The sequence below is a fragment of the Borrelia venezuelensis genome (assembly GCF_023035835.1).
Lineage (GTDB): Bacteria > Spirochaetota > Spirochaetia > Borreliales > Borreliaceae > Borrelia > Borrelia turicatae.
In genome coordinates this window covers 1-17,687 of record NZ_CP073230.1, presented here as the reverse complement: position 1 = coordinate 17,687, position 17,687 = coordinate 1, and the positions used below count along the sequence as shown (strand labels likewise).

Annotated in this window: 16 protein-coding genes; 13 read left to right on the top strand and 3 right to left on the bottom strand. The window is 28.8% G+C overall.

The genetic code is table 11. From position 1 onward, the window contains the following. Positions 1 to 129 precede the first annotated feature (129 nt). Positions 130 to 1,380 carry an ankyrin repeat domain-containing protein gene (locus tag bvRMA01_RS06110; protein WP_247032803.1) on the bottom strand — a complete coding sequence of 417 codons (1,251 nt, stop codon included), beginning with the start codon at positions 1,378 to 1,380 and terminating at the stop codon, positions 130 to 132. Between the two features lie 96 nt (positions 1,381 to 1,476). On the opposite strand from bvRMA01_RS06110, the gene bvRMA01_RS06105 reads away from it, so the two are divergent. Continuing rightward, a complete protein-coding gene (locus bvRMA01_RS06105; RefSeq protein WP_247032802.1) occupies positions 1,477 to 2,040 on the top strand; it encodes a hypothetical protein in 564 nt (187 codons plus the stop codon). Between the two features lie 10 nt (positions 2,041 to 2,050). On the opposite strand, the gene bvRMA01_RS06100 is transcribed toward bvRMA01_RS06105, so the two are convergent. Next, the gene (locus bvRMA01_RS06100) at positions 2,051 to 2,737 is read right to left on the bottom strand and encodes an ImmA/IrrE family metallo-endopeptidase (RefSeq protein WP_247032816.1); all 687 of its coding nucleotides are present in this window, start codon (positions 2,735 to 2,737) and stop codon (positions 2,051 to 2,053) included. 46 nt (positions 2,738 to 2,783) lie between these two features. Between bvRMA01_RS06100 and bvRMA01_RS06095 the strand changes: the two genes are divergently transcribed. The 4 genes from bvRMA01_RS06095 (at position 2,784) to bvRMA01_RS06080 (ending at position 6,859) form a co-directional block, all read left to right on the top strand. Next, positions 2,784 to 3,290, top strand: coding sequence for a hypothetical protein (locus bvRMA01_RS06095; protein WP_247032800.1), 507 nt, complete (start codon positions 2,784 to 2,786; stop codon positions 3,288 to 3,290). Positions 3,291 to 3,378: 88 nt separating this feature from the next. Continuing rightward, entirely contained in the window at positions 3,379 to 3,777 is a 399-nt protein-coding gene (locus bvRMA01_RS06090; protein WP_236842860.1) for a hypothetical protein, read from the top strand. A 192-nt stretch (positions 3,778 to 3,969) separates the two neighbouring features. Continuing rightward, positions 3,970 to 5,325, top strand: a complete 1,356-nt coding sequence (locus tag bvRMA01_RS06085; protein ID WP_247032798.1) for an NCS2 family permease — start codon at positions 3,970 to 3,972, stop codon at positions 5,323 to 5,325. Between the two features lie 709 nt (positions 5,326 to 6,034). Next, a complete protein-coding gene (locus tag bvRMA01_RS06080) occupies positions 6,035 to 6,859 on the top strand; it encodes a complement regulator-acquiring protein (RefSeq protein ID WP_247032796.1) in 825 nt (274 codons plus the stop codon). A 287-nt stretch (positions 6,860 to 7,146) separates the two neighbouring features. On the opposite strand, the gene ade is transcribed toward bvRMA01_RS06080, so the two are convergent. Continuing rightward, complete coding sequence (ade, locus tag bvRMA01_RS06075) at positions 7,147 to 8,793, bottom strand: adenine deaminase (protein ID WP_247032795.1); 1,647 nt, start codon at positions 8,791 to 8,793, stop codon at positions 7,147 to 7,149. A gap of 286 nt (positions 8,794 to 9,079) precedes the next feature. Here ade and bvRMA01_RS06070 point away from each other — a divergent pair, with 286 nt between their 5' ends. From bvRMA01_RS06070 to bvRMA01_RS06040, 8 genes are all read left to right on the top strand, one after another. Beyond that, entirely contained in the window at positions 9,080 to 9,883 is an 804-nt protein-coding gene (locus tag bvRMA01_RS06070) for a 5'-methylthioadenosine/adenosylhomocysteine nucleosidase (RefSeq protein WP_119024508.1), read from the top strand. 319 nt (positions 9,884 to 10,202) lie between these two features. Then, positions 10,203 to 11,741 carry a glutamine-hydrolyzing GMP synthase gene (guaA, locus tag bvRMA01_RS06065; protein ID WP_247032794.1) on the top strand — a complete coding sequence of 513 codons (1,539 nt, stop codon included), beginning with the start codon at positions 10,203 to 10,205 and terminating at the stop codon, positions 11,739 to 11,741. Between the two features lie 19 nt (positions 11,742 to 11,760). After that, the gene (guaB, locus tag bvRMA01_RS06060) at positions 11,761 to 13,218 is read left to right on the top strand and encodes an IMP dehydrogenase (protein ID WP_247032793.1); all 1,458 of its coding nucleotides are present in this window, start codon (positions 11,761 to 11,763) and stop codon (positions 13,216 to 13,218) included. 798 nt (positions 13,219 to 14,016) lie between these two features. Then, positions 14,017 to 14,151 (top strand): hypothetical protein, encoded by a 135-nt coding sequence (locus tag bvRMA01_RS06240; RefSeq protein WP_283847972.1) that lies wholly within the window; start codon positions 14,017 to 14,019, stop codon positions 14,149 to 14,151. Positions 14,152 to 14,446: 295 nt separating this feature from the next. After that, complete coding sequence (locus tag bvRMA01_RS06055) at positions 14,447 to 15,436, top strand: BTA121 domain-containing protein surface lipoprotein (RefSeq protein ID WP_247032792.1); 990 nt, start codon at positions 14,447 to 14,449, stop codon at positions 15,434 to 15,436. After that, positions 15,436 to 15,972, top strand: a complete 537-nt coding sequence (locus tag bvRMA01_RS06050) for a UTP--glucose-1-phosphate uridylyltransferase (RefSeq protein ID WP_433996736.1) — start codon at positions 15,436 to 15,438, stop codon at positions 15,970 to 15,972. The genes bvRMA01_RS06055 and bvRMA01_RS06050 overlap by 1 nt, the downstream gene beginning before the upstream one ends. Next, positions 15,935 to 17,002, top strand: a complete 1,068-nt coding sequence (locus bvRMA01_RS06045) for a glycoside hydrolase family 3 N-terminal domain-containing protein (protein ID WP_433996701.1) — start codon at positions 15,935 to 15,937, stop codon at positions 17,000 to 17,002. The genes bvRMA01_RS06050 and bvRMA01_RS06045 overlap by 38 nt, the downstream gene beginning before the upstream one ends. Before the next feature lie 61 nt (positions 17,003 to 17,063). Then, entirely contained in the window at positions 17,064 to 17,252 is a 189-nt protein-coding gene (locus bvRMA01_RS06040; RefSeq protein WP_247031290.1) for a hypothetical protein, read from the top strand. Positions 17,253 to 17,687 lie beyond the last annotated feature (435 nt).

The following is a 17,687-nucleotide window of genomic DNA, read 5'->3' as shown; positions in this document are numbered from 1 at the left end:
TCCTCGTGTTCACTTTCAATCTTTAAATATAGTATATATTAATTAATTTAATTAATATATACTATATTTAAAGTAATAATAATCAATAATTAATTATCTTGATTATATTTGAAAAGTTACAAATGTTATTTATTTTGTAATAGTGTTTAAATATTTATAGATTTCTCCGTTCTTGGAAGCATAATCGGATGGTAACTTTTTATTTAAGTCTCTTATATGTGGATTTGCTCCTTTTTCTATAAGAGATCTAATGAAGTTTATGTCGTATCCGCTAATTATAGCATTGTGAAGGGCGTTTTTGGCTTCCTGATCTGTTAGGTTGATGTTGCAATTTTTTGACGACATTGCATAATTTATTATATTCTTGGATTTTGATTTTACTGCGTGAATGAATACAGGATTTCCATCGGAGAATATTGTGTTTAATGAAAAAGTGTTTGGATTTTGTTCTAAAAAGACTTTAAATTCGTCTAAATTATCATTGCTTACTAATACTTTGAGCTTACGTTTTTCTTCGATGTATGTTTTGTATTCGTTTTTAAGTTTAATACTCTTCAGAAAATTATCTTTATTCTCTTTTAAATCTATATAGTAGGGAATGGTATCAATATTATTTTTATAATAATCAATAGTAACTTGAGTATTATTTGAATCAAGATAGTAGACATTTAGTAGTTCTTTGAAGTAATTGTTATCATCTTTAATGATCTCAAATTTAACCCCATGTTTTTGATATTCTTTAAATGGAATTAAATTGTAGTTTTGATCGTAAAATAATAAATCCGTTATTTGACCTTTTGAGTCTTTAAGTACGGGAATGATGTTTCCATCTTTATCAACACCTATGTCTGATATTTTATTATTTAAACTAGGCAATTTGTATTTGTTATACATTGGCAGAGTTTCTTCCTCTAATTTTGCAATCTTGTCTTTGATTTCTGTGTTCATTGCTTTAATATAGGCATTATAATTTTTTACGATATCATCTGCTGGTTTGTTTATATTTTTTGAATATTTTTCAAAACTAGCATTAAATATGGTGTTTATTGGTGTTAGTTTTGACATTAATTCCATTTTTATTGGTTCTTGTAATTTTGAGAGATATTTTTGTAAAAATGTTGCATTGATTTTATGTACTTCAAGGAAGTCTTCTTTGAATATTTGGAAATTTTCTAGTAATTGTTTTTCTGAGAAATGATGAGACAAGTTAGAAGCGGTTATAAAAAGGATAAATAGCGTTAAGTAATATAGAGAATTAAACTTTTTTATCTTACTCTTGATCTTTACTCTTAAATTTTTGTTAAAGATGGTAAAGGATGTAATTCCTATAATAATATATCCAAGATACATAAATATTTTGCTTAATGCATAGTAACTCATTTAAGTTCCTTTAGGTTGATTTTTTATATTATTATATCAAAACAGATCTATTTTATTTACTTTGTTTTTGCGAAAAAGTATAATCAGATTGATTGTATGCGTATATTTTTAAGTTCTTGTGTATTTTTTATTTTTATATTTTTGTTAAGTTGTTCCACAATTTTACTGTATGAATCTGGAGAGGGATATAATTTAGATTTATTAGCTTTAAAAGCTTTGATGATATATCCTGAACTTAGAATTTCAAAATCTGATCTAAGTAAGTATACAAATTTTAATGATTCTAATTGTAGTTTTGATATTTGGAAAGGTGAACAAAAGGGTTCAGTTTATATTTCTGAGTCTAGTTATAATAATAATATTGCATATATTAAGAGTCTTTATTTGTATAATAAAAGATTATATAAAGTTATCTTAGCGTATAGTGTGGTTCAAGGTTTATCTTTTAAATCCGAGGTTTTGAGGTATTTAGATGATCATAATATTAAAGAAAAATTTCCTTTAAGAATAAATTTTCCTTATTATAAAATAGATGTGGATAATAGATCTTGGATTGTGCTTAAAAAAGATTTTTTAGATATGATTATTCAAGATAAGAATGCTTTAATTTTTGCTAAACGAAAGCTGGAAAACATACTTAAAAGCTTTTCCAAGCAATAAGTTATTTATTCTAGTTCTTCGAAGATTTTTTTATGCTTTCTTTTCTTGTATTTTCTTTTTTTTCTAAATCTATAGCTATTGATTCTTTTAGCTTATCTACATTTTGCAGTAAAAGCTCTTTAGCCCTTGCTCTATCTATTTGCTTAACTTTTAGTTTTTTTTGTATCTTGTTTTCTTTCTCAAGTCTGTGAATCTCGTTCAGCATGCTTAACTTAAAGTGTATTATATTTTCAGATACTTGAAATTCTTTTGCCATTACTTTTTGCGGATATTTTATCGATTTATATTGAAATACTTTTAGTCTTAAAGTGGTAGTTGGGATTAATAGGTTTGCTGCAAATATGTTGGCTTCTATTGTCATTTGGTTATCTTGAGTATTAATCGTATCTGTTCTCTTTGATGGATTAAAAACTTGATATTTATGCATTAGATAATGGCCAAGTTGTTGTGCTATTGCAAATCTTTTGTTTTGTAGATTCATTGTTTCGTTTATATATATAGTTTTTTTGTTTGGTTTAATGTATCCGGCAAAATTTTTGTATTTGTCTTCAAATGAAATTTCAAATACTTTAAGTCCTTCTCCTATGGCAATCTTTATGATTGGTACTGGTATTAGTAATACAGCGTATTTTGAGATTATATAATCAGAATAAATATAAGGGGCTTTAATATATGAGCTAAAATTATTGGATTTCATTCAATATAAACATTCTCCTTCTAATATTGTATAATATAATTTAATTATGAGATATAGTTTTTTCTTATTTGTTTTGTTTTTTTTTTCATGTAAAACTTTAAATGTACATGACTTTTTAGATGAAGAATTTGACAAAATTGAGAGAGCTAATTACTTCCTTTATTTTTATCCAAATAGTCAAATCTATATAAAGAGGGATAAATTGACTAATGATTTTTCTGTGTTTTTGAATGTTGTTTTGGATTCGAATTTAAATTTTGATAGTGGTTATTTAAAATTAATTCAAGATGATAACTATATTGGTGATGTTAATATTTCTAAGGTGGTTGGCATTGGGAATTTCAGATTCTTGTATGTTGATATTGATAGAGATAATGCTGATCTTATTTTAAGGGCTCTTAAGCCTTACAAAAGCTTATCTTTTGTTTTAGATGATAATTCTTATCAAGTGTGGACTAGAGGGACTTTTGAATATGATGCTAAATTTATTGATGTTGACTTTGAGAGTACCCGAGATACTCTAAGATATGCTCTTGAAAATAATATTTTGTAGTAAATTATGTTCTTGTGTAAAAATTTATAGTATTTTGATGACAAAATTTTCTAATAGGTATATCATTTTTTACTGTTTTATTTTCTTGATGTTTTCTTGTGCAACTATTGGGTTTGAGAACATTCATGGGTTAAGTAGCAATTCGAAATATATTAGATTGATTTTTGATAAGAATAAGGTTTCTTTAAGGCATTATTTTACTATTTCTGGCAAATTTAATTTAAGATATAAGGAACCACTGTTTTTGCAATGTGGTAATGATATAGTGGCTTCGTTTCTGCTTAGGCGTTATAAAAGAATTGGTGATAAATATATTCAGACTTTCTTTAGTGTTGGTAAGGATATTTCTTTAAAAGTGTATCTAGAGCTTATTAAGACTGGAAAATTTTTTATTGTAAACAGTTCTGGTAAAGTTCTTAAAACCATTGTTTTTTCACATTGGTCCGATAGTGAAGATATTTTACTTCAAAATAATAAGGTTAGCTGATATATATGATACGAGGATACAGGTTTTAAAGGAATGTAATTTCATTTAGTTAGTGTAGATTTTAAATCTGTGCATGTTTTTTTGATGTCATTTTCGTTTGTTTTTTATGATATTAGTGCTAATTATTGGTGATATTAGTATTAATTTTGGTTTTTTTATACAATGAAAATTGTCTGGAAGGAGGAATTATTTTTGAGTAAAGGTAGAGAGACATTAATGTCGCAGATTAAAAATAATAGTCTTGATTATAAGACAGAGATTATAGCTGGGCTTACAACATTTTTAAGCATGGCGTATATAATAGTTGTTAATCCTTATATACTCTCTAGTACAGGTATGCCTTTGGGAGCATTGGTAACAGCTACATGTTTAACAGCTGGTTTTGCTACTATTTTTATGGGGGTTTTTACTAATACTCCTTTGGCATTGGCTTCTGGAATGGGAATTAATGCATTTTTTGCATTTTCTGTTGTTAAAGGTATGAATATACCTTGGGAAGTAGCTTTGGGAGCAGTTTTTGTTGAAGGTATTATTTTTATTATTTTATCTTTATCTAGGGCACGTGAGAGCATTGTAAATGCTATGCCGGTGAATTTAAGATGTGCTATTACTGTTGGGATAGGATTATTTATTGCCTTTATTGGTTTTGTAAATAGTGAAATAATTGTTAGGAACGAAGCCACATTAATTGGTCTTGGGAATATTATAAATTTAAAGGTTTTCCTTACCTTGTTAGGTATTATTGCCATATTTATTTTTGAACTTAAAACGATTAGGGGCAGTATATTATTATCAATTTGTATAACTACTTTAATGGCATGGTGTTATGCGCTTTTTGATAGAGAAGCTGCTTTGAGTATAGGAATTAGATTGCCGGATGGTGTTTTAAGATATGAATCAATTTCGCCTATATTTAATAAATTAAACTTTTCTTATATTCTAGGTGAAAATTTTTGGAATTTTGTTTTTATAGTATTTATTTTGTTATTTAATGATCTATTTGACACTGTTGGAACCTTGGTAGGTGTTGCTTCAAAGGGAGATTTGACTGATAATACGGGTAAGATACGTAATGCTAGTAAAATATTACTAGTTGATGCTATTTCTACCACTTTTGGAGCAATTATGGGGGTCTCCCCTGTAACTACTTATGTCGAGAGTTCTACAGGTATAGCTGAGGGTGGAAGAACAGGATTTACATCAGTTGTGACAGGTATTTTATTTTTATTGGCAGTATTTTTTGCACCTTTGTTTATTGCTGTTCCTGCTAGTGCAACTTCAGCTGCTTTAATATATGTGGGATTTTTTATGTGTAAAGAAATAAAGAATATAGATTTTTCAAATATGAGAGAAGCTATGCCCAGTTTTTTGATATTGTTTTTGATTCCTTTGACTTATAGTATAGCCTCAGGGATAGGAATTGGGATAATTTTTTATGTGATTATAAATGTATTGCATAGTTTGTTTACTAAAGAAAGTATAAAAATTGCTCCTACTATACTTTTATTATTTTGTATTTTTATTTTAAAATTAGTATTTTCTCATTAAATTGTTTACTCTATTGTTATAACTCAATAGAGTAATCTATTTATTATTCAGATAGTTTTCTATTTGTATTGACTATCATTGAATATATATTAGCTACTTTATCGAGTTTTTTGTTTGACTGTAGTTATAAATTATTGTGTTCCTATTTGTCAAAGAACTTAGTTATATTTGAGATCAAATATTTCTTAGTGTTGTTATCTGTTATCTTTTATTTCTAGCTCATGATTTATGGAATTGAATTTAATAATTTTATAGATATGTCAATGGTTTATAGTTTTATTGATTTTCTCTTGGGTTTACTGGTTTATAATCTCATCGATTTGATTATTATCATTGATAGATACATTTTTTCATATTAACGTTTTAACTTTAATTTCTTCTGTATAGGAGCATAAAAAATTACTGAAATAAAATTAAATTATTTTCAATAGACCGAATATTTGTTGCCTTTTTGACTTGTATATAAGTAAATATATTTTGTAATTTTTGATTTGCATATTATTAAGTTTATATCACTGTTTAAAGCCGATTGTAAGTTTTTGGCTTTAGTTTATATCCTTGAATTTGTTGGTTAGATCTTTTTTATTAGAACAATTTTTAAGGTTTTTATTCTGTATTTAAATCCAATTTAATAAATTATATAATTTAATAGTTGATATTAATTTGTATTTGGTATAATATCATCACTTTAATGACAAGGGGAATTTTTATGAAGGAATATTTGTTTGTCTTGTCAATTGTAGGGTTTGTACTTATAGCTTGTGATGTTAAGGGACATTGTAAAGGTAAGTCTGACATAGATAATGGATGTGGAAAGTATGTTTCAAAGAGCATTGGGGTTAAAAAAACTAGAAGTAGTAATCTTGTTAAAAATGCTGTTAAGGTAAAAGTGAAGAAAAAAGCTTCTTCAGATGAAACAATCTTTAATTTGCGATTAGAAATAATTGATTTGATTTCTAAAGAAGTTGACAAGATAAAATATTCTGAATTAAAAATCATGAGTGAACCTCATGATTTTTATGGTTTACCTTTTAGTTATACTATCTGTAGAGAAAAGGAATTTGTTTTAGTGTGTTCTAATCCAGAATGCACCAGAATGTATAGAAGAAGATTTTATGCATCACTTGATTATGATGAGCATAAGTTTGAAGAATTAAGGGCATGTTTTGCTAAAATCAACCTTAGTGGGGTTGTTGATCTCTTAAACTGCATTTTTAGTGTGGTATCTTGTAAATATCAATTAAAGCTTGAATATTTAATTGAAAATATGAATCTTAAAAGAAATATATTGCTGACTATGTCTATTAGAGATTTAGATTATATTAAATCAAATCTTGAATGGATTTTGTCTCTGAAAAAGACGTGGAATGCTGGAGTAGATGAAATTATTGATTTTCTTAATAGGCCTTTTAAAGGAACAGAGTTTATTTTAGAGGAGTTTAATTATTTTATGAATCAACGATTTAAGTCTTTAGTAGGACAAATAGAAAAACTTGGAATGTTGGTTGTTGCGATTTTGGAGTTGGTGTCTTAATGTCTGTTGAGACTGAGAATAATAGATTTTTGTTGAATTTATAAAATTATTTTGTAAAGATTGCTGTAGAAATTGCATGTCTCACTTATTTTTTTTTGTTGCTTTTGATGCTTTATTATTTACTAATGTTTGCAGTGATTCTGCAAACATTGCTTATGCGATAATTTAACCATAAATTGGTGATTTAATTGTCAATTTAGGTAACTTAATATTATAGAAGTAGAGATTATTAGCTCTCATAACAGTCTTTTCCTTGTTTTAGAGTATTGTTTTTTTGTTTGGTTCGTCTAGAAATTTAAAAATGAAAAAGAGTCAACATCAAACAGTCCTTTGTCATTTATTTTTAAGTGAGGAATTACCGTTAATGACATGAAAGATAATGCCATTAAGGGGGAATCTAAATTAGAACCTAAAACATTCCTACAAAAATTATTTAGTTGAATATATTTTAAAGCAACTTCCTTGGGTGGGCTCATGCTCATCAAACCCGCAATTGGAAGTTTTAATATTAAGGTATCTTGGTTATTTAAAGCACATAAACCCCCTTTATTTTCAATAATAAGATTTGCTGCTTTGCATAAATATTCATCACTAGTACCAAGAACTATGATATTGTGAGAGTCGTGAGCAACTGTGCTTCCAATGGCTCCATTTTTGAGTCCAAAATTTTTTGTAAAACCTATCGATATTTTGTTGTGATTATTGTATCGATTTATTACTGCTATTTTTAAAATGTCTTTGCTGATGTTTGATTCAAAGTTTGGTGCTAATAGGTTACTGTCAGTCATGGTTTTATTAGTGATAATTTGATTATTAATGCAATTAATTGTTGGTATAGTTTTACTTTGTGTAAAAAATTTAAAGTCGTCAATTGACTTTTTGCTGCAATTGAAATTATTGATAGGATTTTCATTTAGTAGTGGGATATATGATTTACCATCACTAAATACCAATTTACCATTTATGTAAGTTTTGTCTACTTTAAATGTTTTTAGATCTTTAGTAATAATAAAATCAGCAGGATCCCCGACTTGTAGTAATCCGACTGGGATTTTATAGTGTATAACAGGGTTAATACAAGCTATTTTTAAAACATCGAAAAAATCATGACCATATTCTATGGCACGTGAAACCATTAAGTTTATATGCCCGTTAAGCAAGATATCAGGATGTGCGTCATCACAACAAAACATTAAATGATCTCGGTATTTTCCTGAACATTCGCTAATTAGAGGGTGTAAAGCTTCAAAATTTTTAGCCGCGCTGCCTTCTCTAATTAAGATTTTCATGCCTAAAGACAATTTATATCGTGCATCTTCTATTGTTGAACATTCATGATCGGTACTAATTCCTGCGGATGCGTACTTTAAAACTGATTCAGGTGATAAACCGGGTGCATGTCCGTCGACAACTTTGTTACGCTTCAAAGCAGAATGAATTTTGTTCATTACTTTAGGGTCTCTATTAAGTACACCGGGGAAATTCATCATTTCAGATAGATAATAGATATTATCTAGTGCCAGTAGCTTATCTACATCTTTATCATCCAAGACGTGACCGGAAGTTTCAATTTCTAAGGGCAAAGCTGGGACACAAGAGGGTGCACCAAAAAAATTTTTAAAATCAATTTTATTGGAGTTGTTTATCATGAAATTAATACCATCAATACCATTGACATTTGCTATTTCATGAGGATCGCTTATTGTAGATACGGTACCATGTTGAACTACTAAATGAGCAAAATGTGATGGAATAAGCAAGGAACTTTCTATATGTATGTGAGAATCAATAAATCCTGGTAATACATAGTCTTTTAAAGATTCATTAGTTCTTTCTATGTTGGAAATGGTACCATTTTTTATTGTTATATGAGAAGGGTAAATCTCTTTATTCACAATATCGATATAATTTGCTTTAATTAGTAATGAATTCATTATTTGTCCTTTAAGATAGTTCTTTTTTTATAATATGTTACTGCAATATTTGCTATATCAATATATGTAAATTCAAAAAATTTTAATACCGATGTATTTAGTTTATATCTTTCTAGAATATAAGGTTTGTAGTTCCTTTGTTGATTTTTATTGTATTTAATGTAATTCTTATGTTAAAGTCAATATTTTTTAAAAAAGGTGAAATTTTGATTGAAAAATTAGGAAATAGTGTTAAGTATTACAGTTATTAGCAATTTTTGTGAAGCAATGGAGGATTTTTGCACTTATGTGTAATCATAAATATTTGGTGTTTAAGTTATTAATTTTTTTATTAGTTTGTTTTAATGGATATGCTATTTCTAATAAAAATAGCAATATTTTAGTAGTGTTTGCTATGGATTCTGAAGCCGCTGAGCTGAATAAGCTTATGTCTCGTAAAGAAGAGATAGTGTTGAAGGATTATGGGCTTAATAAAAAAATTGTTAAAGGCAAGATATCTAATCGCAATGTTATTTCTGCTGTTGTGGGTATTGGAAAGGTAAATACAAGTTTATGGACTAGTTATCTTTTGTCAAAATATAATATAAGTCATGTAATTAATTGTGGGGTTGCTGGTGGGGTTGTTAACCCTAAGGTAAGTAAGCTTAAGGTGGGAGACATAGTAGTATCTTCAGAGGTGGCTTATCATGATTTTGATTTGGTTAAATTTGGACATAAAGTTGGACAGGTTCCAGAATTACCTCAGAAATTTAGTAGTGATAGAAATTTGCTTGAAAAGGCTTTAAAAGCTATTAAAACAAAGCTTAAAGGTGTTAATGGATATTCAGGATTAATACTAACAGGAGATCAATTTATTGATCCAGTTTATTTGACAAAGATTGTGGCAAACTTTGAGGATGTTATAGCTGTAGAGATGGAGGGTGCGGCATTGGGACATGTTGCTCATGTCTTTAATGTTCCTTTTATAGTTGTTAGATCTATATCTGATATTGTAAACAATGAGGGCAATGAAGTTGAATACAACGAATTTCTTAAGTTGGCAACAGTGAATGCAGCTAAAATGGTACAGGAGATCTTGAAATTACTCTAATTATTAGGTCATTTTATGGTTATTAATAGTGGTAGTTTGGATTTCTAAGTTAGTTAACATAGAGTTGTTTATAACAGGATGTTAGTATAAAATATCTTATACAAATTAATAGTTAATGAGCTTATTAACTTATATATTTGGGTAATAGATTGATAAGGCAAGTGAGTTCTTGCCTATCCTTGTTTAAGGATTATAGGTATGAATTTTGTCTTATCTTGTCTTGTTAACACATTGCATAATCAGTTGGTTTGATTGTTAAAGTTGATAAGATTATCTTTTTTAAGTTTATTAGTAAACCTAATTTTTTAAGGAATTTATAGTGAATAATAATGCGGTGATTGTATTAGATTTTGGCTCTCAGTATAGTCAACTGATTGCAAGAAAAATTAGAGAGATGGGTGTTTATACAATAGTCATTGCATATTCTATTTCTGCAGAAGAGATTAAGGATATGTATCCTGTGGGGATAATTTTAAGCGGAGGACCTGCTTCTGTTTATCTCGACGAAGCTCCTACTGTGGACATTGATATTTTTAACTTAGGTGTACCGATTTTGGGAATATGTTATGGAATGCAGCTAATCATTAAATTGTTTGGGGGCGTAATTTCTAAATGTGATAAGCAAGAATTTGGTAATACTGAACTATTTATCGAAGATGATCAATCTAATTTATTTTTTGGTCTTTCTAATAAGTTAAAAGTAATGATGAGTCATGGAGACAATATTGAAAAAGTTCCAAGCAATTTCAAACAAATAGCTTATACTGAAACTTGTATTGCTTCTGTATTTAATGAAGAGCAAAAAATTTATGGATTACAATTTCACCCAGAGGTAACTTGTTCAGAGGTTGGTAATCAAATACTTAAAAATTTTGTTTTTAAAATTTGCCAAGCTCATGTGAACTGGAATTTAAGTAATAGCATAGATGATTTTGTGGAAAAAATAAGACTTCAAATAGGTGATAAGAAAGTAATTTTGGGACTTTCTGGTGGAACAGATTCTTTAGTATGTGCATTACTTATTAATAATGCAATAAAAAGTAATTTAATCTGTGTTTTTATCGATACTGGCTTGTTACGCAAAAATGAAGTTAGGGAGATATTAGAACTTGGTAGACAGTACAATTTAAACATAAAATATGTTGATTCTTCTTCAATATTTTTGAAGAATTTAGAAAATATAGATGAACCTGAAGAGAAAAGAAAAATTATAGGAAGAACATTTGTAGAGATTTTTGAAAAGGTGGCCTTAGAAGACAAAGATGTAGAGTTTTTGGCACAAGGAACGATTTATTCAGATGTAATTGAGTCTGAATCGAGAAATAATGTTTTTTCATCACATATCAAATCACATCATAATGTAGGGGGACTTCCAGAAAAAATTAGATTAAAACTTTTAGAACCGTTAAGGGAGCTTTTTAAAGATGAAGTAATCCAATTAGGAATTCAATTAGGGATTGAAGAGAATTCTCTTTATAGACATCCCTTTCCAGGTCCGGGATTGGCAATAAGAATAATTGGCAAGATCACTCAAGAAAAGATTAATATTCTTCAGGGAGCTGATAGTATTTTAATAGAAGAGCTTTTGTCAAATAATTTATATTATAAGATAAGGCAAGCATTTGTAGTTTTATTGCCTGTAAAATCTGTTGGAGTGATGGGGGATAACAGAACATATGAATATACAGCTGTTATTCGATGTGTTAATACTTTAGACTTTATGACTGCTAATTGGGTTGAATTACCTTATGATTTTTTAAGAAAAGTTTCTTCAAGAATAATTAATGAGGTCAGAGGTATAAATAGAGTTTGTTATGACATTTCTTCTAAGCCCCCAGCAACAATAGAATGGGAATAATAAAAATAAGGAGAACTGATTGATAGAAAAAATAGTAAAAGAAGCTTTGACTTTTGATGATGTTTCTTTAATTCCTAGAAAATCATCTGTATTACCCAGTGATGTTGATTTAAAGACAAAGTTAACAAAGAATATATCTTTAAATATACCTTTTTTAAGCTCAGCCATGGATACAGTTACAGAAAGCCGAATGGCAATAGCTATGGCTAAAGAGGGTGGAATAGGAATTATACATAAAAATCTCACCATTGAAGCTCAAAGGAAAGAAGTAGAAATAGTAAAGGTTTATCACCGGACCGGCATTATAAAAAATCCTATCACTATTGATGAGAATGCAAATGTACAGGAAGCTAAGATATTGATTGCAAAACATAAGATCTCTGCATTGCCTGTGACAGATAAAACAGGTAAAATATTAGGTCTAGTAACTAATAGAGACATTAAATATATTACGGATGATAATGTTCCTGTAATAAATGCAATGACAAAAAAATTAATTACAGCAAGAGAAGATATAACTTTAACAGAAGCTAAAGAAATATTATTTAGGCATAAGATAGAAAAGCTACTTATTGTTGATAAGTCAAACAATTTAAGAGGATTAATAACCTGTAAAGACATAGATCATGTGGAGCATCAAGAGTATTTTCCTAATGCATGCAAAGATATGAAAAATAGGCTAAGAGTAGGAGCAGCTGTTTCTATTGATGTTGATACTTTAGAGCGTGTTGAAGAATTAGTCAAAGCGGATGTTGATGTAATTGCTATTGATTCTGCACATGGACATTCTACTAGAGTAATTGAACTTGTAAGGAAAATTAAAAATAAATATCCAAATTTGGATGTTATTGCAGGTAATATAGTAACTAAGGAAGCAGCCCTTGATTTAATTGATGCAGGAGCAGACTGTTTGAAGGTTGGAATAGGTCCAGGAAGCATATGTACAACAAGAATAGTTGCAGGAGTTGGAGTACCGCAGTTAACCGCAATTCATGATGTTTTTGAAGCCTGTAAACATACAAATACTTGTATTATAGCGGATGGTGGAATTAGATTTTCAGGAGATATAGTTAAAGCAATTGCAGCTGGAGCTGATAGTGTGATGATAGGCAATCTTTTTGCTGGTGCTCATGAATCCCCCTCAGAGGAAGTAATTTATAATGGAAAAAAATTTAAAGTTTATGTCGGTATGGGCTCTCTTTCTGCTATGGCTAGAGGTTCCAAATCAAGATATTTCCAATTTGAAAATAAAGAATCCCCTGGTAAATTGATTCCTGAAGGCATTGAAGGAATGGTTCCTTATGTTGGAAAATTAAAAGACATTATATTTCAATTAAAGGGAGGTCTAATGTCTGGAATGGGTTACTTGGGAGTGGGAACAATATTAGAATTAAAGACAAACGCTAAATTTGTAAAAATAAGCTCTGCTTCTTTAAGAGAATCTCATACACATGATGTTTTGGAAAATAACAAATAATATAATTTTATTATGTTTAAGAATACTAAGGTTTTATAATGTTTCTAGTATTAAGGGGAAGAGGAGAGTTTTTATCAAGTTCATCTTTCTTTTGATAGTTTGTTCTTGTAGTTGCAACTTTTGTAATAATTTTTTGTTATATGGGATTAGAGTTTTTATTGATATTGACTGGGATAATAAATTATTGTTTTTAGTAAATATGTAATATCATATTGACAGTATTTAAGCGAGCTACAACACTTAGTGTTAATATAAATTGTTTTTCTCCTTAAATAAGAAATACAAAACTTTTTAAGTGTTGGGTATGCTGTTTGGTTTGCATTTTTATTTTTAGCAGTATTGATGAACTTATATGATTTGTTAAATAAATATTTAATATGTTTGATTTCTTTTAAGAAATATAGTCTTTGTATAATTATGTGATAAGATGTTTTGATATTGCCTTTAATTTAGATGGATATGCGTAAAGTGTACTTATTAATTTTGGGTATACATGTTAATCAATGAGCAAAATTATAAGCAATAACGTTAATTGATTGAATGACCGTTGTGTATGTATGAATATTTACATTTACTTTAATTTGGGATAAGTCTTACTAGTATAGGTTGCAGTCATATTTCTTTTTAAGTATCATTTCTAACTTGAGGTATTTTTTTCTTTTTGTGCTCTTAAAAATTTAGGGCATCCATTGGTTGGAGATAATCTATTACAGATATGAAAGAGAACTAAAAATATGATAATAACGAATAGCAGTGTTTATTGTAAATTTATGGCTTGAGAGGGGTTTATAGTAAGTGATGATGAAAGTGATTACGGGGACAATGTCAAATTCATCATTAAAATTTATACGCAGTACCCATGTAATGAAGATAGCATTGATAGAAGAATTGATATTTAATTTAAGTTTTAGTGTGTGTAGGTGTGAGGTATAGAGTTGTTATTATGGATAAAATAATTGAATGGAGAATAGTAAAATAAATATGAAGTGATAATAGTCTATTATAGCATAATGATTGTTTTACAATATATATTGTTATATAATGACATGTTAATATGATAATATATTTATATGATGATATTTTGATTTATAAATGATTTATTTATAAATTGGCTTTCATTAAAAAAAGGAGATGTTTAATGCTAAGGTTGAGAATTTATAATTCGTTATTATTACTAGTAGTAAGCTGTATAATAAGTTGTGATTTAAAAAAACAAAGAGAAATCGCGATGAGAGATAGTGTGTTTAAAGATAATAATATTATAGTTACTTTTGAAGGAATAGATACGGAGTACAGTATAGGCACTAAGCTTGATAATCTTTTAGACACATTTGGTTTTTTTGATGATGGGAGGGAAGTAATTGAGTATATACGAAGTGTAGTAACCGATCCTAGTATTGGGAGGCTTGAAGATTACAAAACGTATAGTATGGATGAGTTTTATAACTTGCTTGTTGTTTTAGGTGTTGATAGAGTTAAAGAAATTATGGAGCGTAATTTATTTATTTTTGGCTCATTAAAAGAGACCGAAGCAGTTATGAAAGATTTTAAGAAAGACGAATCAAAGCAAGGAGATAGGTCTAATTTTTTAAGAAAAATATATTTATTGAATTTAAAAGAAGCATTCAGTGGGTCTAATCCTGATGAGGTTTATTATAAAGCTATAAATAATCATAGATTTTCTAATAATTTTGCTTGGAGAACACGTGAAGATAAATCAGAAGTTATTAAAAAACAGGTTGAATCCCTTGTAAAGGTTGAAAAACTGTATTCTGAGCTGTCTGATGAAGAGTATGAAATAATTGAGTATGTACGAGGTGTAGTAGCTAAACCTCTTTTTGGTGGTGGGGCTCTTCTTGATGTGTTTACTGGCTTAGATTTTCTCTTTCGTCTGGGTGATTGGGGTGTTGATAAAGTTAAAAAACTTCTAGGACATGTTTTATTGACTTTGAATTCACTAAAAGAGACCGAAAGCTTGATAGAGGGTATGAAGGATGAGGAGTTAAGGCAAGAATTACAAGATGAGTTTGGTTATGCTAAGCGTGAATATTTATATGAATTGTACTATACATTTACGCATTCTGTATATGATCGTTTTAACAGTTTGCATGGTGAGGATAGCAATCAGTTGCGTTTTACTGCTTTTAAAGATAAAGTTAAACTCATTGTAGGAACTGAGAATATAGAAAACGATATAATTTACAGACTCTTGCCATAATGGCTATAACTAATAGTTCTTCTGGCTTTGAATTTAGTGTTAAAACCCTACTAGATACAAAGGGTGGGGTTTTAGTCTTGGATGATGATAATCATTTAACATGTGTTGATATTGGTAGTGTTATTTCTAAAGAAGCTGTACTTAAAGCTGAATGTAGAGGTTCTAGGATTTTATTTAATTGTGCCACAGGTCTTTTTAATTTAGAATATTTGATAGAAAATATGGATAGAATAATATCAGATATGCCTATAAGAATTATTGAACAGGATAAAGAGTTTGGTAGATATACTGCAATTGAGCAAATAACTTGGGAAGTTATGAGAATAGTAGATAATCCATTAATTTTTGAGGTCAATAGAGAAGATAGGTTTCTGCCCGCAAAATTATTTGTTGATACGCTTATTATGAGTAATTACATGAATGATAAATTTTCGGGTAATATTTCTGATATTGCTAGATATTTAAATTATGCTCTTAATAATGCATTGAAGAATAAATATGATTTGGTATTTAGGCAAGGTAAGTGGGATGTTTAGATTTGTGTTATTTGGCCTTTTATTGTCTAGTTTGGTTTTACTAGGCTCCATTCCTGATATAGATTATGATTATTTTGAAAATGATAAATTTGATCTTGTAGATATTGATAAATTTTTAGGAAGAGTTAATGTTAAGAACATTTTGAGGGAACGTTGTTTTTTTATTGGCATTAGGAATGTTGCTAATCCTAGTGCTGTGCAAGCACTAAGTAAAGAAGAACTTGGTAAAATAAGAGAGATAAATCCAGTAGGAATTATTTTATTTAGAGAAAATTTTAAGGATGCACAGCAAACTAAAGAGTTGATTGAAGGGATAAAGAGACATCTTGGTTCTGACATATTGATTGCTGTTGATGAAGAAGGAGGACTAGTTAGTAGAGCTAGTGAGAATAAAAAATTGGGAGTTTATAATTTTCCTGCTATGGAATCTGTTGGAAAGACTGGAGATTCTCAGCTTGCATATAAGATTGGTGAAATTCTTGGGAAACAGCTTAGACGACTTGGTATCAATGTAAATATGGCACCTGTAGCAGATGCAAAATTTGTTCCAAATAGTCCCTTAGGTAGCAGAACTTTTGGGTATTCATCTTATAATATTGGTCTTATGGTAGAGGCATTTATTGATGGGATACAAAGGGAAGGTGTGTTTGCTGTGGTTAAACACTTTCCTGGACTTGGAGGCACAAAAGTAGATACCCATAAAGATTTGGCCTTATTACCTTATAGTAAAAATTTTTTAATGGTAAATAATTTTATACCATTTCTTTTTGGCAAGGAAGCAAAATTTATTATGCTTGGGCATGTACTTGTTCCTAAGATTTCCGGAGATGTAAGTAGTATGTCAAAAGATATTGTGGATATTATAAGACATAATCTGAATATCTTTAGTATTATCATGACAGATGCATATGATATGGGGGCAATTGTAAATAATTTTAGTTTGGGGCATGCGATTAGGAAATCATTAAATTCAGGTATTGATGTTGTGCTTATTCCAGAAGGGTTTAAGAAACTTAATGTAGAAGAATGAATATTCTTAGTTTTGTATAAAGGAAATGCTTATTAAAAATTACCATTATTGTTATAATTAGATGGGAAAGGTAATAGCTATATCGACTAAAAAATACTCACGTAGAGAAGAAGAAAATGTAGAGAGGATAGAGAATAAATTAGTAATTGGAATGTTAAGTTTAACAGAGACAAAAGGCAATGCAGGGAAAAGAAAAGCAGAGATATTGTTACCAGTAATAATGGAAGTTCTAAGAGCTATAGGTAATTGAGTACCTATTAAGATATTGATAATGAAAGAATATATGTGTATTTGATATTTCAATATATAAAGAGAAATAGATAGAGTAAAATAGACATTTGAGAAAGTTGGAATGAGGGGATAAAAGTGGATGGGGATGATATTGAAATCAATCCATTCATTGTAGGTCATGGTTATTCCAATGAAAGCGTAATATTTATAATGTTGATTATAAGGAGTTAAATTTATATAATTGTGTTGAATGATACCTATTTGTAGTGGTTTTATATTTTCATTATTAAATTTTTTACCCCATGCATGGGTATATATTATTAGTAGTGATATAAGTATTAAATTTTTCATTGTGTGTGTAAGGAATTGTAACATGTTATTAAGGAATAAAGAACAGTTTGTACTTGTTTGGAAGGAGGTAATAATAAATATTATACTATTAACAATTAAACTA